27 protein-coding genes are annotated in these 23,033 nt (G+C 58.1%); 4 read left to right on the top strand and 23 right to left on the bottom strand.

Annotated elements, in window-relative coordinates; translation table 11 throughout:
* Positions 1-79 precede the first annotated feature (79 nt).
* The 13 genes from JUE30_RS06450 to rsmG form a co-directional block, all read right to left on the bottom strand.
* Positions 80-1,633 (bottom strand): UDP-N-acetylmuramoyl-L-alanyl-D-glutamate--2,6-diaminopimelate ligase, encoded by a 1,554-nt coding sequence (locus JUE30_RS06450; RefSeq protein WP_203624138.1) that lies wholly within the window; start codon positions 1,631-1,633, stop codon positions 80-82.
* A 45-nt stretch (positions 1,634-1,678) separates the two neighbouring features.
* Positions 1,679-2,140 carry a transcription elongation factor GreA gene (greA, locus tag JUE30_RS06445; protein ID WP_203624137.1) on the bottom strand — a complete coding sequence of 154 codons (462 nt, stop codon included), beginning with the start codon at positions 2,138-2,140 and terminating at the stop codon, positions 1,679-1,681.
* Between the two features lie 38 nt (positions 2,141-2,178).
* On the bottom strand, positions 2,179-3,474 hold the full coding sequence (locus JUE30_RS06440; protein ID WP_203624136.1) for a D-alanyl-D-alanine carboxypeptidase family protein: 1,296 nt from the start codon (positions 3,472-3,474) through the stop codon (positions 2,179-2,181).
* A 14-nt stretch (positions 3,475-3,488) separates the two neighbouring features.
* Positions 3,489-4,661, bottom strand: a complete 1,173-nt coding sequence (locus tag JUE30_RS06435) for a cell wall metabolism sensor histidine kinase WalK (RefSeq protein ID WP_203624135.1) — start codon at positions 4,659-4,661, stop codon at positions 3,489-3,491.
* A gap of 2 nt (positions 4,662-4,663) precedes the next feature.
* Complete coding sequence (locus JUE30_RS06430; protein WP_125754975.1) at positions 4,664-5,350, bottom strand: response regulator transcription factor; 687 nt, start codon at positions 5,348-5,350, stop codon at positions 4,664-4,666.
* 402 nt (positions 5,351-5,752) lie between these two features.
* Positions 5,753-7,240 carry an IMP dehydrogenase gene (gene guaB, locus JUE30_RS06425; RefSeq protein WP_203624134.1) on the bottom strand — a complete coding sequence of 496 codons (1,488 nt, stop codon included), beginning with the start codon at positions 7,238-7,240 and terminating at the stop codon, positions 5,753-5,755.
* A 232-nt stretch (positions 7,241-7,472) separates the two neighbouring features.
* The gene (locus tag JUE30_RS06420; protein ID WP_164506140.1) at positions 7,473-8,162 is read right to left on the bottom strand and encodes a DUF1129 domain-containing protein; all 690 of its coding nucleotides are present in this window, start codon (positions 8,160-8,162) and stop codon (positions 7,473-7,475) included.
* Between the two features lie 11 nt (positions 8,163-8,173).
* On the bottom strand, positions 8,174-9,274 hold the full coding sequence (ychF, locus tag JUE30_RS06415) for a redox-regulated ATPase YchF (RefSeq protein ID WP_203624133.1): 1,101 nt from the start codon (positions 9,272-9,274) through the stop codon (positions 8,174-8,176).
* Between the two features lie 4 nt (positions 9,275-9,278).
* Positions 9,279-9,479: a DUF951 domain-containing protein gene (locus JUE30_RS06410; protein WP_125585323.1), complete on the bottom strand. Its 201-nt coding sequence runs from the start codon at positions 9,477-9,479 to the stop codon at positions 9,279-9,281.
* A 19-nt stretch (positions 9,480-9,498) separates the two neighbouring features.
* Complete coding sequence (locus JUE30_RS06405) at positions 9,499-10,365, bottom strand: ParB/RepB/Spo0J family partition protein (protein ID WP_125754971.1); 867 nt, start codon at positions 10,363-10,365, stop codon at positions 9,499-9,501.
* Entirely contained in the window at positions 10,355-11,125 is a 771-nt protein-coding gene (locus JUE30_RS06400) for a ParA family protein (protein ID WP_203624132.1), read from the bottom strand. The genes JUE30_RS06405 and JUE30_RS06400 overlap by 11 nt, the downstream gene beginning before the upstream one ends.
* 9 nt (positions 11,126-11,134) lie before the next feature.
* Complete coding sequence (gene noc / locus JUE30_RS06395; RefSeq protein WP_203624131.1) at positions 11,135-12,010, bottom strand: nucleoid occlusion protein; 876 nt, start codon at positions 12,008-12,010, stop codon at positions 11,135-11,137.
* A 3-nt stretch (positions 12,011-12,013) separates the two neighbouring features.
* Positions 12,014-12,742 carry a 16S rRNA (guanine(527)-N(7))-methyltransferase RsmG gene (gene rsmG / locus JUE30_RS06390; protein ID WP_203624130.1) on the bottom strand — a complete coding sequence of 243 codons (729 nt, stop codon included), beginning with the start codon at positions 12,740-12,742 and terminating at the stop codon, positions 12,014-12,016.
* Positions 12,743-12,974: 232 nt separating this feature from the next.
* On the opposite strand from rsmG, the gene JUE30_RS06385 reads away from it, so the two are divergent.
* The gene (locus JUE30_RS06385; protein ID WP_203624129.1) at positions 12,975-13,649 is read left to right on the top strand and encodes a type 1 glutamine amidotransferase; all 675 of its coding nucleotides are present in this window, start codon (positions 12,975-12,977) and stop codon (positions 13,647-13,649) included.
* A 58-nt stretch (positions 13,650-13,707) separates the two neighbouring features.
* Here the strand turns inward: JUE30_RS06385 and JUE30_RS06380 are convergent, their stop codons facing one another.
* The 8 genes from JUE30_RS06380 to JUE30_RS06345 all read right to left on the bottom strand — a co-directional run bounded on the left by JUE30_RS06380 (position 13,708) and on the right by JUE30_RS06345 (position 17,740).
* Positions 13,708-14,112, bottom strand: coding sequence for a pyridoxamine 5'-phosphate oxidase family protein (locus JUE30_RS06380; RefSeq protein ID WP_125754966.1), 405 nt, complete (start codon positions 14,110-14,112; stop codon positions 13,708-13,710).
* 57 nt (positions 14,113-14,169) lie between these two features.
* Positions 14,170-14,349, bottom strand: a complete 180-nt coding sequence (locus JUE30_RS06375; protein WP_203624128.1) for a hypothetical protein — start codon at positions 14,347-14,349, stop codon at positions 14,170-14,172.
* Positions 14,349-14,582, bottom strand: a complete 234-nt coding sequence (locus JUE30_RS06370) for a hypothetical protein (protein WP_125754964.1) — start codon at positions 14,580-14,582, stop codon at positions 14,349-14,351. The genes JUE30_RS06375 and JUE30_RS06370 overlap by 1 nt, the downstream gene beginning before the upstream one ends.
* A gap of 5 nt (positions 14,583-14,587) precedes the next feature.
* A complete protein-coding gene (locus tag JUE30_RS06365; protein ID WP_203624127.1) occupies positions 14,588-15,058 on the bottom strand; it encodes a flavodoxin domain-containing protein in 471 nt (156 codons plus the stop codon).
* A gap of 230 nt (positions 15,059-15,288) precedes the next feature.
* A complete protein-coding gene (locus tag JUE30_RS06360) occupies positions 15,289-16,404 on the bottom strand; it encodes a lactate oxidase (RefSeq protein ID WP_203624126.1) in 1,116 nt (371 codons plus the stop codon).
* A 153-nt stretch (positions 16,405-16,557) separates the two neighbouring features.
* A complete protein-coding gene (locus JUE30_RS06355; RefSeq protein ID WP_203624125.1) occupies positions 16,558-16,821 on the bottom strand; it encodes a helix-turn-helix transcriptional regulator in 264 nt (87 codons plus the stop codon).
* Complete coding sequence (locus JUE30_RS06350; protein WP_203624124.1) at positions 16,821-17,189, bottom strand: type II toxin-antitoxin system RelE/ParE family toxin; 369 nt, start codon at positions 17,187-17,189, stop codon at positions 16,821-16,823. The genes JUE30_RS06355 and JUE30_RS06350 overlap by 1 nt, the downstream gene beginning before the upstream one ends.
* A 245-nt stretch (positions 17,190-17,434) precedes the next feature.
* Positions 17,435-17,740, bottom strand: coding sequence for a hypothetical protein (locus JUE30_RS06345; RefSeq protein WP_203624123.1), 306 nt, complete (start codon positions 17,738-17,740; stop codon positions 17,435-17,437).
* A gap of 155 nt (positions 17,741-17,895) precedes the next feature.
* Between JUE30_RS06345 and JUE30_RS06340 the strand changes: the two genes are divergently transcribed.
* Complete coding sequence (locus tag JUE30_RS06340; RefSeq protein WP_054665217.1) at positions 17,896-18,102, top strand: LBP_cg2779 family protein; 207 nt, start codon at positions 17,896-17,898, stop codon at positions 18,100-18,102.
* Positions 18,103-18,159: 57 nt separating this feature from the next.
* Here the strand turns inward: JUE30_RS06340 and JUE30_RS06335 are convergent, their stop codons facing one another.
* Positions 18,160-18,783, bottom strand: coding sequence for an LVIS_2131 family protein (locus tag JUE30_RS06335; RefSeq protein WP_125754958.1), 624 nt, complete (start codon positions 18,781-18,783; stop codon positions 18,160-18,162).
* Between the two features lie 17 nt (positions 18,784-18,800).
* The gene (locus JUE30_RS06330) at positions 18,801-20,153 is read right to left on the bottom strand and encodes an FAD-dependent oxidoreductase (RefSeq protein WP_203624122.1); all 1,353 of its coding nucleotides are present in this window, start codon (positions 20,151-20,153) and stop codon (positions 18,801-18,803) included.
* Positions 20,154-20,300: 147 nt separating this feature from the next.
* Between JUE30_RS06330 and JUE30_RS06325 the strand changes: the two genes are divergently transcribed.
* Positions 20,301-22,115 (top strand): FAD/NAD(P)-binding domain-containing protein, encoded by a 1,815-nt coding sequence (locus JUE30_RS06325; protein WP_203624121.1) that lies wholly within the window; start codon positions 20,301-20,303, stop codon positions 22,113-22,115.
* A gap of 57 nt (positions 22,116-22,172) precedes the next feature.
* On the top strand, positions 22,173-22,910 hold the full coding sequence (locus tag JUE30_RS06320) for a MurR/RpiR family transcriptional regulator (RefSeq protein ID WP_125754955.1): 738 nt from the start codon (positions 22,173-22,175) through the stop codon (positions 22,908-22,910).
* Positions 22,911-23,033: the final 123 nt, after the last annotated feature.

Genomic DNA, 23,033 nt, shown 5'->3' with positions numbered 1-23,033 from the left:
CTTTTTCCGCCACGCAAAAACGCGACCCTTTCGCCTGTAGCGAAAAGGGTCGCGTTTTGATTTTGCCGAGAAGCTTAAGTTACTTCGCCGCCAGCTTTGCGGCCACGTCCTTGACCACGACCATGTCAGTTGGCCACGGGGTGTTGACGCCGCGGACTTTCTGGTACGGGTCCGCGCCCTTGGCCGCAACGATCACGACATCGTCTGGGCCGCTTTCTTTGATGGCCGCTTCAATTGCTTCGTGGCGATCCAGCACGGTGTGCACGGTGACCTTCTCGTGGTCGATACCGGCATCGATTTCGGCACAAATCTTGGCCGGATCTTCAAAGCCCGGATCGTCGGTGGTCAGGTACGCGGTGGTCGCATACTCGCTGAGCACCTTGGCAAACCCTGGCCGGCGCGAAACGCCCTTGTCGCCCGGGGCGCCGAGGACCACGTGCATGCGCGGATCATGGTACTCGGCCTTCAGAAAGTGCAGCAGCGCCTTCATGCCGCCGTAGTTGTGCGCGTAATCCACGTACACCACGCCGTGCCCGGGCACTTCGATGTGCTCCATGCGGCCGGGGATCGTGACATTTTCGATGCCAGGGATCGCCTTGGCGCCATCAACCCCGGCCAGGCCGGCGCCGATGATGGCGGCCGTGGCGTTGCTTTCATTGAAGTCACCAATCAGCTTCAGCGTGTACTTGCCCGACACATTGAGCGCCGCGGCCTTGTCGGTCACCGGCACCAGCTGAAACTGGCTCCGCGTCGTGCTCAGCGCCTTGCTGTCGAAGCGAAAATCGATGCGAATGTCATCGCGCTTGGGCTTGAAGTCGGCACTGGCAAACAGGTAAATCGAATCAGGATACGTGGTCGTGGTGGCCGCCGCGTACACCTCATCAAAATGCTCGGTTTCGGCATTGATCACGACCTGGCGCGAGTTCACCAGCAGCTGCAGCTTGTTGTGCAGGTAGTTGGCAAAGTTCGGGTGTTCGTTGGGGCCGATGTGATCCGGCGTGATGTTGAGGAAAAAGCCCACGTCGTAGCTCAGCCCAAACACGCGGTTGCGCAGGTAGGCCTGGCTGGACACCTCCATCACCAGGTGAGTCATGCCGTTGTCGACGGCCGCGCGCATGTTGCGGAACAGGTCGACGGATTCCGGGGTGGTCAGATCGGACTTGAAGCGTTGATCGGGATTGGGGCCCACGATGGTGTCAATAGTCGAAAACAGGGCCACGTGCTTGGGGTGTGCCTGCTCCAAAATACCGCGGGCAAAGTACGCCGAGGTGGTCTTGCCCTTGGTGCCGGTGAAGGCGACCACAAACAGGTCGTCCTGCGGAAAATCGTAAAACGCCGCGGCCAGGATCGCCATCGCCTTGGTGATGTTGACCACGATCAGCGCGTTCATCCCGTTGCCTTCAACGTAAGGTTTTTCCGCGACATAGGTCGTCGCGCCGTTGTCCTTGGCCATCGACAGGTAAACCGGCCGGAAATGCGTGCCCTTGCAGAAGAACAGCGTCGGGCCGGAGACCTTGCGAGAATCGTACGCGATGCCGGACATGTCCGTGTCCAGGTCGCTTTGAACCGCGCTGCTTTTCAGCAGGTGGTGCTCCTTTAAGAGCAAGATGCATGCGTGCAATGAAAGTGCCATGTTTAGACTCCTCTGTGTTTGTTCACGAGCAATTATAGCATAGGCTCAGGCCAGCTTGACGACGGTGACCTGGTAGGCGCCGCTCGGGGCGTTCACCGTCACGGTGTCGCCCACCTTGCGGCCGTTTAACCCGCGGCCCAGCGGCGAGTTGATGGCCAAGTTGCCCGGCTTCATCGCCGCCTCATGCGGCCCGACCAGGCGGAACGTGGTCACGTCCTCGTCATCGTCGAAGCGCAGCGTCACGCTTTTCCCCAAATCGGCGATCGGCTTGGGATCCGCGGACACGACCTGGCCGTAGCGGATGACCTTGTCTAAGTACCGCAGCCGCCCTTCCAGGTGGTGCAGCTCATACTTTGCCGCACTGTACTCGGCGTTTTCCGACAAGTCGCCCAAAGCGCGGGCCTCGGCCAGCGCCTTGATTTTGTGCGGCCGCTCGGCCTGAAGCAACACCTTTTCCGCCTTGAGCGTTTTCATTCCGTCTTCTGTAATCTTGTGATACTGAACCATGAATATGCCTCCCAACTAGGCGTTGATTGGCGTCGTCGTTAAAACAAATGACTGAAAAATTCTCCGATACCCCGAAACAGCAGCGTGAAGAAGTTGGCCTTTTCGACCTTAGTGGCCGTGACCAGCTTGGTTTGATTACCGGCTGCGTTTCCTAGGTAACTCAGCTTCTCGTCTTTGGCGTCAACAGTCAGCTGCCCGACCGTGGTGTCTTTTTTGACCGGGGCTTCCGCCTGCTTGGCAAAGCCCTTGGCCGGTGTGTAGTGGTAAGTCAGGTCCTTGGCAGAGGCGCTGGTCGGCACCAGCACCGAGACGTTTTCGGCGGCTTCAAGCGCCACCTTGGTCTGCTTCCCCTTGTTGACCGCCAGGTGCTTATGGCCGGTGACGGTCTGCCCCTTGACGGTCGCAGTCAGCGGCTGCCAATCGGCAAACACGGCGCGCATCAGCTTGGCCGTTTGGTCAAAGCGCCGCGTCTGGGCGGTGCCGCCGGCGTTCAGGACCACGGTGATGACCCGAAACCCGTTCTTTTTGGCCGTCCCGGTGAAGCAGTTCCCCGCCAGGTCAGTGGTCCCAGTTTTCAGCCCGTCAACCGGCAGGTCCTTTTGCGCGGAAACCAGGCCCTTCAGCATCCAGTCGTAGTTATCCATCTTGGTGGCGTCGCTGGTGCCGGGACGGAAAGTCATGCTCGTAATTTTCGTGGTGTCCAGGATCTCCGGGTAGTCGTTCAGCAGGTGTTTGGCCACGATCGCCATGTCCTTGGCCGACATTTCATTTTCCGCATCAGCCGGCGTGCCCGGCACCCGGTCCGTTTTCAGCTCCGAATTGTTCAGCCCGGTCACGTTGACGATCTTGGCGTCGTTAATGCCCCAGCCGTTGAGCAGGCTGGTCATCTTCGTCACAAACGCTTCCTGCGAGCCCGCCACCGCGTTGGCCAGCAGCATCATCGCGTCGTTGGCCGAGTAAATCACGCTGGCCTGGTAAAGCTCCTTGATCGTGTACTTGTTTTCAGGCTCCAGCGGCACCCCGGACAGGCTCGTGTCCTTGGCCAGAGTGTAAATCGCGTTGTCCGGTGAGATGGTGTCGGTCCACTTCAGCTTGCCGTCGTGAATCGCCTGCAGCACCAGGTACAGCGAGATCATCTTGGTCATCGACGCGATTGGCAGCACCTGGTCGGCGTTTTTCTGGTACAGGATCTGGCCGGATTCGGCGTCCACGGCGAGGGCCGCTTTTGCGTCAACGTCAACGTTAGTCGCTGCCGCCACACTGGTTGGGGCCGCCGCGGCCCACACAGAAAGACTTGCGACCAAAACGACTAGGCCGCGCCAAAGTTTTTTCATTGTTAAACTCCTCATTATTCGTTTTTGATTTTCTGGTCAGGCTTGAGCGTCTGCCCCAAGGTGCGCGGCAGGTGAATCACAAAACTGGTCAGCTCAGGCGTCGAGTCGGCGTAAATGTAGCCACCATGCAAGGTGACGATGCTTTGCGCGATCGCCAGGCCCAGCCCGGTGCCGCCAGTTTCCTGGTTGCGCGAGCCCTCGACCCGGTAGAAGCGGTCGAACAGCTTGCTGAGTGAATCGTTGGGAATTTGCTCCCCGTCGTTTTGCACCTTGATCACCACTTCAGAGCCCACGGCCTCGGCCGTCAGGAAAATGTGGTGGGCGCCTTTGCCGTACTTCAAGGCGTTGGCGATCAGGTTGTTGAAGACTCGGCCGAGCTTTTCGGTGTCAGCTTCCATCATCAGCGGATTCGGACGGCCGGACACCACAAAGCGCAGGTGGTGCTTTTGCCCTTCCAGCTCGAAACTGGCGGCCAGCTGTTCCAGCATCGCCAGCATGTCGAACTTCACTGGGTTCAGCGGCGTGGTGGTCTGGCGGACCTTCGTGTACTCAAACAGGTCCTCGACCAGCACCTTCATCTGCTTGGCCTTTAGGTACGCGGTCTGCGTGTACTTGACCAGCTCCTCATCGCTCTTGTACTGCTTGTCCTCGATCAGCCCAAGGTAGCCGATGATCGAGGTCAGCGGCGTGCGAATGTCGTGGGACACGTTGGTGATCAGCTCGTCCTTGCTGCTTTCGATCCGCCGTTCTTCTTCCATCGAGTTAACGGTAGAGTCGACCAGCGCGTTGATCGAGTTGATCACCTTTTGCAGGTCGGTGCTGACACTGAACTGAATGCGGTGATCCAGGTGACCATCGGCGATGTAATGCAGTTCGCGGATGACGTGGCGCATCTGGATCTGGCGATAACGGCGAATCAGGCGCCAGTACACGACAATCACATCGAGCACCGCCATGGCAACCATGAAGACGCTGCGCCAGGACCACAGGTGCTGCTTGTCCTGGCCGAACGTCAGCACGTTTTTGACGCTCCAAATCGAATCCTGCAGCTGCTGGCTGAGATCCACCAGCTCCTTGAGCAGGACGAACAGGGCAAAGTTGAGCATCAAAAGCAGCACGATGGTGACGACCCCTTCAAACCAGAGCTCGGATTTTTCCTTGCCGGTCAGGCGGACTTTTTCTCCCATGCTTAGGCCTCGACTTTGTAGCCGACACCCCAGACGGTTTCGATCACCTTTTCGCCGCCGGTGGCCTCTTCGATCTTGTCACGCAGGTGCGACACATGGACCATGACGGTTTTGGCCGACACAATCGACTCCTGCTGCCAGACCCGCTCGAAAATCTCATCGGCGGAAAAGACCCGGTTGGGGTGACTGGCCAGCAGGTACAAAATACCGAACTCAAGCGCCGTCAACTGGATCTGCTTACCGGTCAGTGTGGTAACTTCGTGGCTGTCCTTCATGATGGTGAGCGGCCCGACCTCGAGCTTATCCGGCTCGGTGTTGGTAACGTTGTTGGTGGAGCGGCGCAGCAGGCTCTTGACGCGCGCCATCACTTCCAGCGGATTGAACGGCTTGGTGACGTAATCGTCGGCGCCGGTAATCAGTCCCTGGATCTTATCCATATCGCCGGTCTTGGCTGACACGATGATGATGGGGATCTGCGAATCCTTGCGCACCTGCTTGACCACATCGATGCCGGACATGTTCGGCATCATGATGTCGAGGATCATCAGCGCGATGTCGGGATTCGTGGCCAGCTTCGTGATGGCCTCTTTGCCGCTGTATGCTTCAATTGGTTCGTAATGTTCATTTTTGACGTAAATGCTGAGGAGTTCAACAATTTCCTTGTCGTCATCCACAATGAGAATTTTCATGTTTAGGGCTCCTTTTAAATAAGGCTGCGAAGGCGGGCGGTTTTAGCCCGACAGCTAGCCTAGACACAGGCATTGCCGCTGCTTTTGGCGGCGAGGCCTGTGGCGTAGCTAGATGCTCGGGCGTTGCCCGCCGGAGCGCGACTAGGATAAGCTTGTGAAGCGGGGCGGTTTTAGTCCGAGCGCGACTAAGGCTGCAAAGGCGCATCTTCACCGCCGCTAAATGGACACGACTGACCGACTCCCATTTGCAGAAAAGTCTTCAGTCCGCCTTCATTGTACCAAAAGGACTGCAAGCCTGCTTACGCCTTTGGCCAGGAGCTGGAAATTCTTAAGGAAGTGGCCGCAAAAAGCCCCGGTGCAAGCGGGCTGCTTGCATCGGGGCCGAAAAGCGGTCGAATCAGTTTATTCAACCGAGTAATTAGGCGCTTCCTTGGTGATCTGAACATCATGCGGGTGACTTTCGCGCAGACCCGCGCCGGAGATTTGGATGAACTGGGCGTTATCCTGCAGGTCGGTCACTGTCTTGGCGCCGACGTAGCCCATGCCTGAGCGCAGGCCGCCGTCCATCTGATAAATCACATCGGCTAGACTGCCCTTGTAGGCAACACGGCCTTCGATGCCTTCCGGAACCAGCTTCTTGGCTTCGTTGACACCGCTTTGGAAGTAGCGGTCCTTGCTGCCGTGCGCCTGCTCCATTGCCCCGAGCGAGCCCATGCCGCGGTAGGTCTTGAACCGGCGACCCTGATAAATTTCCATGTCGCCAGGCGCTTCGTCGGTCCCGGCCAGCATGGACCCCAGCATGACGGCGGTGCCGCCAGCGGCCAGGGCCTTGACGATGTCACCAGAATACTTGATCCCGCCATCGGCGATGATGGCCTTGCCGCGCTTGCGCGCCTCGGTAGCCGAGTCATAAACGGCGGTCAGCTGCGGCACGCCGACACCGGCGACGATACGGGTGGTGCAGATGGAGCCAGGGCCGATGCCGACCTTGACCACGTCAACACCAGCGTCGTAAAGGGCTGCGGTGCCTTCTGCGGTGGCCACATTGCCGGCGATCAGCGTCGCGTTCGGGAAGTGGGCGCGGATCTCCTTGACCTTGCGCAGTACGCCGGCGGAATGACCGTGGGCCGTGTCGATGACGATGGCATCAGCGCCGGCATCCAGCAGCGCCTGGGCGCGCTCAAAGGTATCAGAGGTGACGCCGACCGCAGCGGCCACGAGCAGGCGGCCATGATCATCCTTGGCGGCAGCCGGGAACTCGACGACCTTTTCGATGTCCTTGATGGTAATCAAACCGGACAGGCGGCCGTCTTCGTCAACCAACGGCAGCTTTTCGATCTTGTGAGCCTGGAGAATCTGCTCAGCCTCCTGCAGCGAAGTGCCGGTTGGGGCCGTGATCAGGCCTTCCTTGGTCATCACGGAACCGATCGCGACGCTGTGATCGGTGACATAGCGCAGGTCGCGGTTGGTGATGATGCCGGTCAGCTTGCGGGAATCCTTGGAATCGACAATCGGTACGCCAGAGATACGGTACTTTTTCATCAGTGCATTAGCCGCTGAAACCGGGTCATTGGCCGTCAGGAAAAACGGGTTGATGATGACGCCGTTTTCGGAGCGCTTCACCGTCAGGACCTCGTCGGCCTGCTGGGCGATGCTCATGTTCTTGTGAATGACCCCGAGGCCACCCTGGCGCGCCATGGCGATGGCCATCGCGGAAGTGGTGACCGTATCCATGCCGGCGGACAGAATCGGAATGTTTAACTTCAGGTTCGGTGCGAGCTGCACTTTCAAATCAACATCTTGCGGCAAAACGTGACTTTCTGCAGGGATCAACAGCACATCGTCAAACGTAAATCCTTTACGCGCGAACTTCGTGTCCCAATTACTCAAGTGAGAGCCCTCTTTCGTTTTTTGTTGTTGACCAGCATAGCACTGGGAACCGTACAGCGTCAATGGAGACGCAAAAAACCGCGCTGAGCCTTGCCCCAGCGCGGTTTGTAAATGAAAAATATCTCATTTTTCAAGAGCCAGCTCCGAATGATTCGGCTCAATTACCCCAAGTTAAAATAGATCGTTCGTTATATTCAAGATTTATGTGACCCAAGGTAGCCAAAAGTTCGGCTTATTGGGCCATCAACCCACGCAGGTGGTAGCGTCGCTTGAGCAGGTAGTGAATACCGTACGTGACCACGGCCACGACCAGGTAAACCGGCCACTGCATTGGCGAGGTGATCGGCGACTTGATCATGCCGACCGCCCCAGCGGCCCAAGAGCCCACCAGGATGACCATGACCATCATCACCATGACCTGCCAGGTCTTGCGCCGGTCCGCCTTTTTCTTGGTGCTCCACTCATTGTAGTAGGCAAAGGCAAAGCCGGCGACGGCGGCCATCAGCAGCAGCGACAGCAGCCCGTTGCCGCTGGCGACTTGCGGCTTGTTGCGGTTGAAGTAGCCCATGACCCCGTACACTAAACCGAACATGCTGGAAAACAGGAACATCAAGTCCAGCCCGTTCAGCCAAAATGGCACCTTCTTGCGTTTCTTCGGTCGGTGGATCAGGCTGTTCGCCTTTTCCGTGACCGGGCCGTAAAGCTGAGTGGCCGGCTTACCTTGGTGCTGGGCCGTGATAATTTCCGGCAACATTTCCTGCAGCACGGTTTTTTGGCGCTCTTCCGACCACTGGTGATCGGTCAGGATCCGGCGCAGTTTGAACACGTACTCGTCATTTTTCTTCGAGAGCTTGCCCAGCAAGGCGTCGACGTCAACGACTTCCTCCACTGCTTCGGCTTCTTTGACTGGTTTTTCCGTCACAATTGTTCCCCCTAAACGTTGAACCGGAACTCGATGATGTCCCCGTCCTGCACTTCGTATTCCTTGCCTTCAGAGCGGTAACGGCCGGCTTCCTTGACCGCCTGCACCGAGCCGTACTTATCGAGGTCGGCAAAACTCATCGTCTCGGCCCGAATGAAGCCGCGCTCGAAGTCGGAGTGAATGATCCCGGCCACTTGCGGCGCCTTCATGCCCTTCTTGAAGGTCCAAGCGCGCGTTTCCGGCCCGCCGGCGGTGAAGAAGGTCGCCAGCCCCAGCAAGTGGTAACTGGCCTTGATCAGCTTGTCCAGCCCGGATTCTGACACCCCTTCGGCCTCCAGAAAATCGGCCTTGTCTGAGTCGTCCAGCTCGGCAATTTCCTCTTCGGTGCGGGCAGAGACCGCGATCACTTCCGCGTTCTCCTTGGCGGCCTCAGCCTTGATCTGCTGAACGTACGGCGACGCATCGGGATCGGCCATATCGGCCTCCGCGATGTTCGCGACATACAGGACGGGCTTGTCGGTCAGCAGGAACAGCCCGTGGACGATTTTTTGCTCGTCCTCGGTGAACGTCAAAGAGCGAACCGGCTTGCCGGCTTCCAGCACCGGCTTGATCTTTTCCAGCACGGCGAACTCCGCCTTGCCTTCCTTGTCGCCGCTTTTGGCGACTTTCTGGACCTTGGTGTAGCGCTTGTCAACGGAATCGAGATCGGCGATGGCCAGCTCTAAGTTGATCGTCTCCATGTCGTCCAGCGGGTCGACCTTACCGGTGACGCTGGTGATTTCGTCGTCGTCGAACGCGCGGACCACGTGCACGATGGCGTCGACCTGGCGAATGTTCTCCAGGAACTTGTTGCCCAGGCCTTCACCCTTGGACGCGCCCTTAACGATGCCGGCGATGTCCGTGAACTCAAAGGTCGTGTGGATGATTTTCTTGGCCGGGATCAGCTCGTCGATGCGGGCCAGGCGGCTGTCCGGCACTTCGACCATGCCGACGTTGGGGTCGATGGTCGCAAAGGGGTAGTTCGCCATTTCGGCGCCCGCCTTTGTGATCGCGTTAAACAATGTGGACTTACCGACGTTGGGCAAGCCGACGATACCTGCTGTTAATGCCATTGCGTTACTCACTTTCCTTTTCGCTGTTTGCTTTTACCAGGATCTTCTTCATTTTATGATCGAAATCATGACGGCTCATCATGACGATGTGCCCGCACCCGGTGCATTTGATCTTGATGTCCATACCGACACGAATGATCTCCCAGTCGTTGGTGCCGCAGGCGTGCGGCTTTTTCATCAGCACGCGATCGTGCAGCTCATACATCCGGATTCCCCCTTGCTGATTAATTCAGGTCAACGTTGAACAGATCCAGCAGGCGGGTGAGGTCGTCTTGGGTTTCAAAGTCGATCTCAATTTTACCCTTGCCCTGCTTGCTTTGGGCGATGTTGACCTTGGTACCGAAGCGATCCTGCAGCTGGTGCTCGCTTTCGCGTAAAAATGGCGACTTGGGCGCAGGCTTCTTGGCGGGCTTTGCGCCCTCGTTCATCTGGTTGATCAGGCGCTCCAGCTGGCGGACGGTCAGGTTGTCCTGCACCGTCTTTTTGGCCAGCGGCACCAGGCGCTTCTTGTCCTTGAGCGACAGGAGCGTGCGGGCCTGGCCCATTGACAGCTTTTTCTCGTTCAGCAGCTTCTTGACCGCGTCCGGCAGGGTCAACAGGCGCAGGTAGTTGGCGATGTATGGCCGACTCTTACCGAGGCGCTTGGAGACTTCCGCCTGGGTCAGGCTGAGCTTCTTGATCAGTGTATCATAAGCCTGCGCCTCATCGAGCGGGGTGAGGTCCTCGCGCTGCAGATTCTCCAGCACCGCGATTTCCATCATTTCTGGATCGTCAAAGGTCCGAATGATCGCCGGAATGGTCTTCTTGCCGGCAAGCTTGGACGCACGGAACCGCCGCTCGCCGGTGATGATCTCGTAACCGGAGACGCTTTTGCGCACGATAATGGGCTGAAACACCCCGGTTTGCTTGATCGACGCGGCCAGCTCGCTTAAGGCCGCCTGGTCGAACGACTTGCGCGGCTGGTACGGGTTCGGGCGAATGTCCTTGAGGGGCAGTTCGTCCACATTGTTCACCGTCAGATCTGGGCTTTCGAAGTCCTTGAAAATGGCATCGATGCCTCGCCCTAAGCCTTTGTTGTTTTTATTCACCATGGGCCGCTAGCACCTCCTTAGTCAACGCTTCGTATACTTCTGCGCCTTTGCTCTTCGGATCGTAATCAATGATTGGCAGGCCGTAGCTCGGCGCCTCTGCCAGACGGGTGATGCGCGGAATGACCACATCGTACACCTTGTCGCCGAAGTACTTGCGCACCTCTTCGATCACCTGCGCGCCCAAGTTAGTGCGGGCGTCGTACATCGTGAGCAGCACGCCTTCGATACTCAGCGTCGGGTTAAAGTGCTTTTGCACCAAACGCACCGTGTTGAGCAGCTGGCTCAACCCCTCCAGCGCGTAGTACTCACTTTGGACCGGAATCAGAATCGAGTTGGCCGCGGTGAATGCGTTGATCGACAGCTGGCCCAAAGACGGTGGGCAATCGATCAGCACGTAGTCGTACTGGTCGAGCACCGGCTGCAGGCCCAGCTTGAGCCGCATTTCGCGCGCCATCTGGTTGGTCAGCTCGATTTCCGCGCCGGCCAGTTGAATGGTGGCGGGCACGATCGAGAGGTTCTGGTGTTTGGTTTTCATGATGGCCGACTGAATCGGCTCTTCCGAAACCAGCACATCGTAGATATCCTTTTCGACTTCGGCCTTTGGCACGCCAACGCCGGACGTGGCATTGCCCTGGGCGTCAGCGTCAACAATGAGGACGCGTTTACCGGCACTGGCCAGACAGGCCCCCAAATTGATGGTCGTCGTGGTTTTCCCGACGCCGCCTTTTTGGTTCGCGATTGCGATTACATGTGCTGCCATCTTGCCCTCCTACTTCTTTCCCTTGGGAATCTCGATGATGAAGCGGTAGGCCGCAGCGGTCTCCTCTTCCTTCACCTGCGGGGTCAGCCCGGCGTCTTCGATCAGCTTGACCGACTGTTTCAAGGTGTTGACCGCCATGCGCGCGTCCTTGGTGATCGGCTTGCGGCGCCGGCGCGGCTTCTTGGCCTTGCCTTGGTCCTTCGCCGCGGTCGTCGACTTGACCTGCTCGACGGCGGCATCGGCGGGTTTCACGCCCAGCGTTTCATCGACCAGCTGGGCGGTTTCCTTCACGGTCAGGTGATTGGCCAAAATCTCGTGCAGCAGCAGCTGCTGGTGGTAATCATCCACTTTCAGCAGCTCGCGGCCGTGGCGCTCGGACAGCTGGCCGTTCATGATCGCATCTTGGACCGAATCGGACAGCTTCAGCAGGCGCAGCTTATTGGCGACAAACGACTGGCTCTTGCCCAGCTGCTTGGCCAGGTCCTGTTGCGTCATCGCGTTCAGCTTCATGAGGTCGGTGTACGCCTCGGCCTCTTCGATTGGGGACAGGCCCTCGCGCTGCAGATTTTCAATCAGCGCCATCGCTGCCGATTCCTCATCGCTCATTTTCTGAACAATGGCCGGTGCCTTCTCAAAATGCAGCGACTGCATCGCGCGAAAGCGGCGCTCGCCGGCGATGATCTCGTAGTGGTCAGACTCGTACTCGCGCACCACAATCGGCTGAAGCAGCCCGTGTTCGGAAATCGTGTCCGCCAGTTCTTTGATGGCGTCCGGACTGAACACCTTGCGGGGCTGGAAGCGGTTGGGCACGATGGCAGATAACGGCAGCTCTTGCACGACCGTGTTATTGCTTTGCGGTTTTTTCTTACCAAAAAAGAGTGCCAATGGCTAACCTCCTAACGGTTGCTTACTGGGGGTTCCCGGTTTGCGCGGGAACCGGCCCGGGGTGGTGCTGACTTTGTCGACAACAATCAGGGTGCGCGGATCGCCGGTTTTCGGCAGGCTGAGGGTTTTCACTTGATTGAGCTTGCCGCCCAGCTCCCCGAACGCGGTTTTGGCATGGGTGATTTCTTCCTCGCCCTTGCTGCCCTTCAGCGCGACAAACTGGCCGCCCGGCCGCACCAGCGGCAGGCACAGCTCAGCTAGCACGTTCAGCGGCGCCACGGCGCGGGCAACCACCACATCATAGGCCTCACGGTGCGCACTGCGCTTGCCGCCGAACGTCTCGGCCCGGTCGTGGTAAAGGTGGACGCTGCTGAGGCCCAGCGTCTGAACCAGCGCTTCGAGAAATGCGATCCGCTTGTTGAGCGAATCAACGATCGTCACGTCCAGCTGCGGCGCCATGATCTTGACCGGCAGGGACGGAAAACCTGCCCCGGCCCCGACGTCACACACCGTCAGGGGTTCGGTCAACAACTGCGGCGCAGCGGCCAAAAGCGTCAGGGAATCATAAAAGTGCTTGAGGTAGACTGCCGGCTGCTCGGTGATCGCCGTCAGGTTCACGTGTTCGTTGGCTGCCACCAATTCCTGGTAGTAGCGCGCGAATTGTGCCAGCTGTGCGGCGGTAGGCGCAGTCCCCAGTGCCGCCACCGCGGCCTTAAACTCGGCTTCATCCATTAGTCTGCCTCCCTTCTCTGCCCGGGTTTAGCCCCGCACAGTGTGAAACTTTTTACTGGTTTCACGACACCCTCTAGTTTAACTTAATCGGCCGCCAGTCACAACCTGACATCCGGGCCGAAAAACACTGCCCACCGCGATTGGCCGCGTTTTCGCCGCCGCCTTGGTGCTTTTGCTTTACGGCTTCGTGTGCTAAAATTGTGCGCAAGTAGAACGAGAAAGGAAGCGCGCTATGGCAGAGCCAATTCGCATCGCTTACTTATATGAAGACCTGATGAACACGTACGGGGACAGCGGCGACGTCAAGATCCTGCGCTACTGGCTGGGCCAGGAAGGCTACTCGGTCGTTGTGGACAACGTCAGCTTGGGCACCCCGTTTAACGCGGCGGACTATGATTTTGTCTTCTTCGGCGGCGGCCAGGACTACGAGCAAACCGTTGTGGCCAAGGACCTGCCCCGCTTCAAGGACACGCTGACCACTTACATTGAGGCGGGCAAACCGATGCTGGCCATCTGCGGCGGCTACCAGCTGCTCGGCGCCTACTACAAGACCTCAGACGGTACCACCATCAAGGGCCTCGGCATCCTGCCGCTGCACACCGTGTTCAAGGCGGACGCGCGCATGATCGGCGACACCGAGTTTGAAACCGAATACGGCACAGTCAAGGCGTTCGAGAATCACAGCGGCCGCACGTACTTTGACGACAAGGACAAGCTGCACCCACTGGGCAAAATGATTCAAGGCTACGGCAACAACCCAGATGACGGCGTGGAAGGCATGCGCTACAAAAACACGTTTGGCAGCTACGCCCACGGCCCGATCCTGCGCAACGCAAACATCGCCAAGGCCATCGCCAAGCTCATTGTCAAAAGCCACCTGGACCGCGTGGGTCAGCCCACCGCCTAAGTACGCAAAAGCACCCCACCAAGTCATCAGGCTTGGTGGGGTGCTTTTCGGTTAAAGCTTAATCTTCTTCGATCACGGTGCCGGCGTTGGGGCCAGCATCGAGCTTGATGATGCGGTCAACGGAAATCACCACTGCGGCAATTGCGGCCGGCAGGTGCTTGCTTTGCGCAAAGGCCTGCGCGTCGTCAAAAATCTTGCCATCCTTGTGAATTTCAACGGTGCCCTCAAAGCGGAAGCCCTTGAGCTTGCTGCGGTCGACTGAAGCCACCGCGGCCTTGCCGTTGTTTTGCAGGTTGTGCCAAGCGTGACGCCCGGTTTCCTCGTTGTAGATCAGGTGATGGTCATCAAAGACCCGCATGGTGCCTTTCGGGCCGACTTGCGGATTCCCATTTTCATCCGCCGTGGCTAAAAAGTTGAGTTGTGAGCCGATCATGTCTTTCATTTCTTGTGTCAATGTCGCCATGAGATCAGATCCTTTCGCTTACTTTTTGTTACCAGAACAGTATACCACACCAGCGGGCTAACGGCGCCGCGGCCACCAAAAACTAATCAGCAGCGCCAATAGGCCACCCATCACCAAACCCACCAGGCCAACGAGAAACGGGTTGGGTGCCAGCGGCCGCAGCAGCCACCATTCGACAACTGCCAGGGTCGTCAAACCGGCGACCAGCCCAAGTGAGGCCCATAGTCTGCGCCGCATCACAGCCGTGCCAAGATTGTATAGCGGGTCGGCTTCTCCTTGCCGGCATTCGGATCCGTGTCGGCGCCTTCGTAAAACACATCAAAGCGGCCCTGACCGTCCTTGGCCACGATCAGCCCCTTAGTCGAGGCGTGGTCCACCTTAAAAATCTCCGCCGACCGCCGTGCGGCCTGGAAATCGTAGTCGCTGGCGATGGCGTCACCGGGATTGAAGAAAATGGTTTCTTCTGCCATATTGCTCACTCCTTTGCGTGTGCCTGCACGTCCTTGACCTTCGCGATAATGGCCTTCACGAACGCCGCGAACGCCGGCATGTCAGACTTTTCGGCGCCTTGCTCGATCTTGACCGGGGCCGCCCCGACCACGGCGCCAGCTTGCTCAAACGCGGCGTCAAACAGGTCAGGCGCGGTGTTGTAATCCTTGCCGTACCACGGGTCGCCGGTGCCAGCCACGCCGACGACGACTGGCTTGCTGAGATCCACCTGCGGAATGTCTTCATAGAAGTCATTGACTGGCGGCGGCACAATGCCGCCCAGCCAGGTGTAGGTGGAAATGATCACGGCGTCGTAATTGGCCATCACCGCGGCGTCGGTTTGCTGCATCTGACCCACCGTGACCGTTGCCCCTTCGCATTCAAAGAACAGCTGCAAAATCCGGGCCATCCCTTTGGCGTTACCCGTCACGGATTCGTACAAGATCAAAATCGTCATCGCGCTCACCTCTGCCTCCAGTATACCCTGTCAGGCGGGAGAGGGAAAAGGGTTTCAGGCTACAGGCTGCGAAGGCGAGCGGGTTTAGCGGGATGGGTAGCCTAGCTCAGTGCATTGAAGCCGTACTTTGGCTTCGAGGCACTGAGCGTAGCTAACCACTCCCGCGTTGCTCGCCTGAGCGCACCTACGCAAAAAGCCGCCGAGTCTCCTCAGCGGCTTTTCCACTAAACTTAGTCCGCGTAGTTAAAGTGAGTCAAAGGCGCGTGCTTCACGTCCTCGATGGTCTTGGTGCCAGCAAGCTGCATGGTGATCTCAAGCTCGTGGTTGAGCTCTTCGAAGACGGACTGGACGCCTTGCGCGCCGCCCAAAGCCAGACCGTAAATGACCGGCCGGCCCATGGCAACCAGGTCCGCACCTGCAGCCAGCGCCTTGAAGACGTGGCTGCCGCGACGAACGCCGGAGTCAAAGATGATCGGAACCTGGTGGTTAACGGCCTTGGCGATGGCTGGCAGGACATCGATCGATGCCGGGCCACCGTTCAGCTGACGGCCGCCGTGGTTGGAGACATAGATGCCGGCGGCGCCAGCACCAATTGCGCGCAGCGCGTCTTCTGGAGACTGAATGCCCTTGACGATGACAGGCAGGTGCGTGTAGTCCGCGATGCGGCGCACGTCGTCCTCAGAGATCTTCTGAGCGGCACTGGCGTAAATCTCGCCGATGCCCTTGCCCTTGCCGTCGCCTTCGGAGAACTTGGTCAAGTTCGCCATCGGGATCGGGAACTGGAAGTTATTGACGATATCGGCTTCACGGTAGCCATCAACGGTGGCGTCGACGGTCAATAGAATCGCCTTAACGCCGGCCTTAACGGCTTCGTCCAGGAGGCTTTCGTTAAAGGTCCAGTCCTTGCTCATGTACAGCTGGAAGAACTGAGGCGCACCGTTGCCAGCTGCCGCAGTGTCAGCAATCGAGGTGGAAGAGTAAGTACTCTGCGCCATCAGACCGCCAACGGCCGCAACGCCGCGCGCGGTGTCCTTTTCGCCTTGACTGTGGGCTAGGCCCTGAGCCGCAGTGGGTGCCATCATGATCGGGGTCTTCAGGTCAAGGCCGAAGACGTGAGTCGCCGTGCTTGGCTGCTCGATGTTCGACAAGGCCTTAGGAACGATCTGCAGATGACCAAACGCGGCCGTGTTCTGGCGCAAGGTCCAGTCATCCTCGGAGCCGCCCGCGATGTAGCCGAAGCCGCCAGTTGGGATGATCTTCTTGGCCTCTGCCTCAAGGCTTGGCAGGTTGACGATGTCCAACTTCTGTTCGCGATCACTTTGTTCGTAGCCATTTGTTAAAGTCATATTGATTGCCTCCAATGGGTTAATTGATTACGAGTACAATCATATCACTTACATTTTATAAGTAAACAGGAAATGGCTAACTTTTTGCAAGTAAACTAAAAACCAGGCTCAGCGCCCGGTTTAATTGACTTGATTGACGAATTTTAAGTGGCGTCATTCGTGCGTCACCAATAATTTCAACTTTAACCCCAGTCCTGTCGCATAGCGATCCAGCGTCCTGAGTGATGGCAAGGAGTCCATGCGCTCGATTTTTGCCAGCTGCGGTTGCTTCATCCCGATTTTTTGCGCGAGGTCGTGCTGCGACAGCCCCTGCCGGATGCGTTCACTGTGAAGTGCGGCAAGGGTATCGATCACCTCAAGCTCCTCTGAAGAAAACGCCTCGTCCATCTTACTTTCAAAGTTTTTCCAAGTTGCCATTAGCGTTTCCCCTTTCGCTTTAACCAATCCTCAAGCCGCGAGAGTGCGCGGAGGATTTCCCGCGGATCTGTGCGGTTTTGACGTTTTGTATAGTGGGACAGGATGACGTACCGGTCCTTACCCGAAAAGGAGAAGAACACCCGCTCAGGGAGTGGGCGCAGTTCAAACAGCCTCGAAGTATAGCCCTTCAGCTCCTTTACCTGGGGCATCCTTAATGCAGGGCCTAAATTTTCCAGCAGTTTCATCTGGTATCTCATCTTCTTGAGGACCATTCTATCCGTCTGATCATGGCTAATCAGCAATTTCTCCAGATATGTTTGGAAGTCGCTATATCCGTCCTTGTCTTCATAGAAATCGATGATATACATGGAGGCACTCACTTTCTTAAGGCGCCTTCGCCAATAATGTTAACACGTTTGCTATTGTCTGAAAATAGCAAACGTGTTAACTTTTCCGGTCAACAGTTGATACACACAACTATTACGCAGAGGGCGCTGAATATCCTCAATGCCCGTCCTGCGTTTCACCGGTTAATACACTTTTACCAAGAACGGTGGAAGCTAAAAAAGAAGCCAGTCACAACGGCTGACTCCAAACTCATCTTATAGATTAACTAGTCCACCGCTGCCTCTGGTGCCTTGCTGCCGGTCAGTATAAAGTGAATCGCATCCTGAAGCTCGCTTTCACGAAAGAAGCGGATGTCAGGATCTTTGCCGAACCGGTCCACTTCGATCACCGGTTCAAAGCCAGAAAAGCGCAGCAGCATTTTTTGCAACCAGGCGTTCCAGACCTCAGTGGTCAGGCCTTGGTGATTGGCCAAGTTGCGGCGAATGATCACGTTCTTGTTCTCGAAGCGCCGCACGCGCATCGGCGTGTCCTGGGCGTTTGCCAGCGTATTCAGATAAGCAAAGCGATCCATGAATACCAACTCCTTCCACTAGCCTCTTCAACAATTCTCCTTACTTTTATTATACAAACATCTGTTCGTTTTTGCAACCAAAACAACTTCGCTGCGCATTTGGCTTGAAATTCGGTATACTAGACGTAGAACATGAATCAAGGAGGTTCACACTAGTGAATGAAAAAGACCAACTGAGCGCTTTTGCACGCGAGATCATTGAGTTCCAGCGCAAGAATGACCTCACGGATACGGAAATGGCACTAAACAGCCACGTGTCGGTGGAACACATCCACAACATCAAGGCGATGCGTGAGCAGCCGGAAGCAAGCGTTGTGGCCAGCCTCCGCGACTACATGGAACACAAGCCAACCGGCAAGTAAATCGCTTAACCCAAAACGAGCCGCCCATCCCCTATCGGATGAGCGGCTCGTTTGTCTTTAATCAGTTTGTTTGGGCACGATCTTCATCAGCGTGTCGTTAGGAATGCGGATCAGGTCAAAGCGCTCGGCGACGTGGCCAACGTGCATGCCCAAGCCGTTGAGGACTGTCGGCTTGAAATGCGCGGTCATGGTCGCCACATAGGCTTTTTCTGTTGTGCCATCCAGCGCAATCAACTTCTTGTGGTCCCACGGGTACATGCTGGCCTTCATGGTCAACGGGTCGCTGCCCAGTGAAATATCGGCGTCACGGCTGTTGGTCTGGTTCTTAGCGCCGGCCGTCCAGTAGGTGTAGTAGCGCACCGGCTGCTTGCCATTGCCGGACGCCACCGTCACGTAGTAAGACCGCGTGGCGCCGGTTTGCAAAATCAGCGGGTGGTAGGCGTAGCGCACGCTGACGACACGGCTGTCGGCGTAATCGATCGGCCGCAGCCAAGAGACCCAGACCATGAAGTAGGCGGCCGCGACCAGGATGACCACTTCAACGAGGTCGACCAGCCAGGTCGGGCCCGGCTTTTTACCGGTCACCACCATTTTGAGGTGGCGGGAGCGGATGTTCCAGATGATGAAGCCAAGGTACGCTGCAAGCAGCACCCAGGCGATGACACCGAGCCAATTCCACATAGTCTTTCCTCCAAGCGTTAGTGCTGTGCGTCTGCCTGTGCGACCGCCTGTTGACCGAGCAGGTTCAGGTAATTCCACGGCCGGTCATACCAGGGATTGAACAGCATATCCACGTAGGCCAAGTCATCGATCGTGTTGCGGTTTTGAATCATCACTGACAGCAGGTTAGCCGACTGCGCAACGTCGTACTGTGAAAACAGCTGGCCGCCCAGGATACGGCGATTACTGCGGTCGTACACCAGGCGCAGGGACACCCGCGCGGTCGTCGGCATGAACTCAGGCCGATAATTATCCACTAGGTCCGCGGCCGCCGCGTCAAAGCCGGCCTTTTTTGCGCGGCTCAGGGTCATCCCGGTGCAGGCCAGCGTTTTGTCGTAAAGCCGCAGCGCCGAGGTCGCCTGCGTGCCCATGTAGCGCGTGTGGTTGCCGAACACATTGATGCCAGCGAGTTTGCCCTGGCGCACCGCGTTAGTGGCCAGCGGCGCATAGGCATCCTTATGAGTCGGATTAAAATGAACCGCCACGGTGTCCCCCGCCGCGTAAATGTCAGGCGATGAGGTCTGCATATAGTCGTTGACGTGGATCGACCCGTCGGCGTTCAGATTGACCTGCCCATCCACCAGCTCCGTCATCGGCTGGAACCCGACGCAGACAACCGCTAAGTCCGCCTGCCACTCACCCTTGTCGGTGGTGATAAAGACGTGCTGGTCATCGCTGTCAAACTTTAAGGCAATCTCTTGCAGGTGAGAATCGACACCGTGCGCCAAAAGCTCAGCTTCAACCTCTTCGGCCAGCGGCGTGTCGACATAATGACTCAGCAGATGGTGCACCCCATTGATGAACAAAATGTCGTGGCCCGTGCGGCTGTATGCTTCGGCCAGTTCAACGCCGATGTAACCGCCGCCGATGATGGCAATTTTGTCGGCCCCTTCAGCGGTTTGCTTAATGGCCAGCGCGTCATCGTAGTTCTTGCACATCAAGACCCGCGGCACACTGACGCCTTGAATCGGCGGAATCACTGGGTAACTGCCGGTGGACACGATCAGCTTATCATAGGTCGCGGAGAACTTTTCGCGCGTGGCCATGTTTTGAATTGCGAGGCTGTGGTGCTTGCTGTCGACACGCAGGACATCGTGCTGCAAGTGAACATGAATGTTCGGGCCTAACGCCTCCAGGCTCTCCTTGCTGGCGTAAAACAAGGTCTTCGGGTCCGTCACAGTGCCTTCCAGGTACAGCGCGATCCCGCAGGAAAGAAATGAAATGTCGTCGCGGCGTTCATAAACATCGACCGTAGCCTCCGGGTGGGCCGCCGCAATCTGCGTGACCGCGGCCGTCCCAGCATGCGTGCAACCGACAATGGCAATCTTCATGGCGGACTTTCCTCCTCGCTCAAATTCATTACTACCATTATTACACGATTGTATGGAAAGCAAAAGGCGGCACACTATCAGTTTTTGTAAGATTCACGCTACAATTAAACCAAACCACCTGTTACGCCACAATCGGAGGTGAAACATATGAAAATCGCACTGATTGGCGCCGGCCCGCGCGGCCTGCTGGTCCTTGAGCGCCTGGTGGCCTGGCAGCAAGCTGTCGAAACGCCCTTGACCGTCACCTTGTACGACCCGTTCCCCGTCGGTGGCCGCGTCTGGCGGCAGGACCAAGACCCGCATCTGATCATGAACACCGCCGCCCAGCACATCACCCTGTTTTACGATCGCACCGTTGAAGACCCGGGGCCCGTCATGCCCGGTCCCGACCTGGCGCAGTGGGCCAAGCAAGACGCCGCGGCGTACATTGGCCAAGCCGGCGGGCCGAACGCTTCGGCCATGACGCAGGCCGCGGCGACATTGGGGCCCAACGACTACCCGCCGCGCGCGCTATACGGCTACTATCAGAGCTGGTTCTACGCGCAGATGCTCAGGCGCAAGTCCCAGAATATGACCATCGCGTTTCGTCAGGCCACCGTGATGGCCGTTAAGCCCGGGCCGCCGTACGCCGTGATGACCGAGGCGGCCAGCGAAAATTTTGACGGCGTCGTCATGGCGCTTGGCACCATCGAAAACACGCTGACTCGCGAGCAGGCCGCCTTGCAGCGCTTCGCCCAGGCGCAAAATCGCTTCTACCTGCCGCCGGGCTTTCCGGCCGAGGGGGACCTGAGCACCCTGACCCACCAAGACGTCGTGATCCTGCGCGGACTGGGGCTGAGCTTCTTCGACTTTGTCAGCCGACTCACCGAGGGCCGCGGCGGCACTTTCACGGTAGAGGCTTCAGGCGATTTAACCTACCATGCCAGCGGCAAAGAACCCCACCTTCTGGCCGGTTCGCGCCGCGGCCTGCCCTATCACGCCAAGGCAGCCAACGAAAAAGCCCCGGGTGAACTATGGCCCGCGCGCTTCTTGACGGGGCCGCAGCTAGCGGCATGGGAAAAGGCAGGCCCGCTGGCCGGCGACACCTTCTGGCAGGGTCTGCAGCGCGAGGTCGGTTTCGTGTACTACTCGCTGCTGCTGGCCCAGCGCCACCCCCATCTCGACCTGGCCGCGTTTCAATCCGCCTACCTGCAGCAGCCCGAAGCCGCCGTGCGCGCGCTGCACCTGCCGGCCAGCGAGCGGCTCGACTGGGACAAACTGACCACCGTCCCCGCAGGCGAGCTGCAAGCGGCCATTCAAAATTACCTCGCGGCAGATGCCAAGGGCGCCGAACGCGGCAGCGAAACCGACCCCACTGCCGCCGGGCTGGAGGTGCTCCGCGACCTGCGCGACGCCGTGCGCCAGGTGGTGGCGCGCGGCCTGTTCAGCGACGACGAGTACCTGGACTTTTTCCTGCGGTGGTTCAATGGGACCAACGATTTCCTGTCGATCGGCCCGCCGGCGCTGCGGATCAAGCAGCTGCTGGCGCTGAGCCGCGCCGGGGTCATCACTTTTTTGCCGCGCCAGATGACCATCACCACCCAGGGGCGCTACTTCATCGCCGGGACGAAAACCGACCCTACTTTCAAGGCCCCGGGCACGGCACTGATCGAGGCGCGCGTCCCCGCCGCCAACGCGCCGACTGCCAAAGACCCCCTGCTCACCCAGCTGCGCCACGATGACATGGCGACGCTGCGCGAACTCCAGCTGGCCGGCGACCGCCGCTTCCAATCTGGGGCCGTCTTGGTCGACCGCGACACCGCGCAGCTGCTGGACAGCCGCCACCGGCCTCAAGGCAAGCTGTTTTTCTGGGGCGTGCCGACGGAAGGCGTCAACTGGCTGACCACTGCCAGCCCGCGCCCTTACGTAAATGACGTCAACTTGCGCCAGGCCAACCGGATCGCACGCCAACTGCTGAAGTAAGCCGCGGGGCCCGTTTTGATATGGTAGAATTGAGCCATCATCAAAGGAGGGTCAGCCTTGTTTCCGTATGCCAAGTTGCGCACGTTGAACGGTTTGGAGTCGTCGGTTTACACTTATATTAACCAGCACCAGGCCGAAGTGGAGCACATGACGATCCGCGAGCTGGCGGAAAACGCGCATGTCAGCACCACGACGGTCCTGCGCTTTGCCAACAAAATGGGCTACGAGGGCTACTCCGAGCTGCGTTACGCCTTAAAGCGCAGCCGCGCGGCGGTGGCCGAGTCTGCCCCCTTATCGGACCAAGACATGTCCGCGCCCTTGGCCGAGTTCTTTGAGACCGTGACGACGCCGGAATTCAGCAAGCTGGTCGATCAGGCCGTCGCCCACCTTGAAGAAGCGCCGCTGGTCCTGCTTTGCGGCATCGGCACCGGCGCAGCCTTGGCCGAGTACGGCGCGCGCTTTTGGTCAAACAGCGGGACCTTTTCGCTGGCCCTGACCGATCCTGACTACCCCTTCCCAGCGCAAACCGCGGTGCTGCAAAACACCGTGATGGTCGCGCTGTCGGTTTCCGGCGAATCGCAGCCAGTGATCGACATGGCCACCCGCGCCCAGCAAACCGGCGTTTATGTGATCGCGATGACCGATCACGCCGACTCCACGCTGGCCCACCTCGCCGACCTGGTCATCACGTATTACCTGCCGGAACTGACGCGCGGCGCCTTGAACCTGACCACGCAGGTGCCGATCATCTACCTGCTGGAGCTCATCGCCCACCGGCTGGAGCAGCCCCGCTAACAAATTGACCCACCAAAAAGCAAGCTGAAGCCCTCAGCTTGTTTTATTTTGGTTATTTGTTTTTTAGTGGGGTCAAATTCTTTCTTTCTGTGGTGCAAACGGTTACACTAAAAATGTGGTTAA

It is taken from the genome of Lacticaseibacillus sp. 866-1, assembly GCF_016861825.1.
Classification (GTDB): domain Bacteria; phylum Bacillota; class Bacilli; order Lactobacillales; family Lactobacillaceae; genus Lacticaseibacillus.
Note: the sequence above shows the minus strand (reverse complement) of the source record. Positions and strands in the feature narration are given on the sequence as shown.

Bases quoted from the DNA above. Each gene is read 5' to 3' on its own strand.
- JUE30_RS06450 (WP_203624138.1), bottom strand. From the start codon at position 1,633: ATGGCACTTTCATTGCACGCATGCATCTTGCTCTTAAAGGAGCACCAC.
- greA (WP_203624137.1), bottom strand. From the start codon at position 2,140: ATGGTTCAGTATCACAAGATTACAGAAGACGGAATGAAAACGCTCAAG.
- JUE30_RS06440 (WP_203624136.1), bottom strand. From the start codon at position 3,474: ATGAAAAAACTTTGGCGCGGCCTAGTCGTTTTGGTCGCAAGTCTTTCT.
- JUE30_RS06435 (WP_203624135.1), bottom strand. From the start codon at position 4,661: ATGGGAGAAAAAGTCCGCCTGACCGGCAAGGAAAAATCCGAGCTCTGG.
- JUE30_RS06430 (WP_125754975.1), bottom strand. From the start codon at position 5,350: ATGAAAATTCTCATTGTGGATGACGACAAGGAAATTGTTGAACTCCTC.
- ychF (WP_203624133.1), bottom strand. From the start codon at position 9,274: ATGGCATTAACAGCAGGTATCGTCGGCTTGCCCAACGTCGGTAAGTCC.
- JUE30_RS06410 (WP_125585323.1), bottom strand. From the start codon at position 9,479: ATGTATGAGCTGCACGATCGCGTGCTGATGAAAAAGCCGCACGCCTGC.
- JUE30_RS06405 (WP_125754971.1), bottom strand. From the start codon at position 10,365: ATGGTGAATAAAAACAACAAAGGCTTAGGGCGAGGCATCGATGCCATT.
- JUE30_RS06400 (WP_203624132.1), bottom strand. From the start codon at position 11,125: ATGGCAGCACATGTAATCGCAATCGCGAACCAAAAAGGCGGCGTCGGG.
- rsmG (WP_203624130.1), bottom strand. From the start codon at position 12,742: ATGGATGAAGCCGAGTTTAAGGCCGCGGTGGCGGCACTGGGGACTGCG.
- JUE30_RS06385 (WP_203624129.1), top strand. From the start codon at position 12,975: ATGGCAGAGCCAATTCGCATCGCTTACTTATATGAAGACCTGATGAAC.
- JUE30_RS06380 (WP_125754966.1), bottom strand. From the start codon at position 14,112: ATGGCGACATTGACACAAGAAATGAAAGACATGATCGGCTCACAACTC.
- JUE30_RS06375 (WP_203624128.1), bottom strand. From the start codon at position 14,349: ATGCGGCGCAGACTATGGGCCTCACTTGGGCTGGTCGCCGGTTTGACG.
- JUE30_RS06370 (WP_125754964.1), bottom strand. From the start codon at position 14,582: ATGGCAGAAGAAACCATTTTCTTCAATCCCGGTGACGCCATCGCCAGC.
- JUE30_RS06365 (WP_203624127.1), bottom strand. From the start codon at position 15,058: ATGACGATTTTGATCTTGTACGAATCCGTGACGGGTAACGCCAAAGGG.
- JUE30_RS06360 (WP_203624126.1), bottom strand. From the start codon at position 16,404: ATGACTTTAACAAATGGCTACGAACAAAGTGATCGCGAACAGAAGTTG.
- JUE30_RS06355 (WP_203624125.1), bottom strand. From the start codon at position 16,821: ATGGCAACTTGGAAAAACTTTGAAAGTAAGATGGACGAGGCGTTTTCT.
- JUE30_RS06350 (WP_203624124.1), bottom strand. From the start codon at position 17,189: ATGTATATCATCGATTTCTATGAAGACAAGGACGGATATAGCGACTTC.
- JUE30_RS06345 (WP_203624123.1), bottom strand. From the start codon at position 17,740: ATGGATCGCTTTGCTTATCTGAATACGCTGGCAAACGCCCAGGACACG.
- JUE30_RS06335 (WP_125754958.1), bottom strand. From the start codon at position 18,783: ATGTGGAATTGGCTCGGTGTCATCGCCTGGGTGCTGCTTGCAGCGTAC.
- JUE30_RS06330 (WP_203624122.1), bottom strand. From the start codon at position 20,153: ATGAAGATTGCCATTGTCGGTTGCACGCATGCTGGGACGGCCGCGGTC.
- JUE30_RS06325 (WP_203624121.1), top strand. From the start codon at position 20,301: ATGAAAATCGCACTGATTGGCGCCGGCCCGCGCGGCCTGCTGGTCCTT.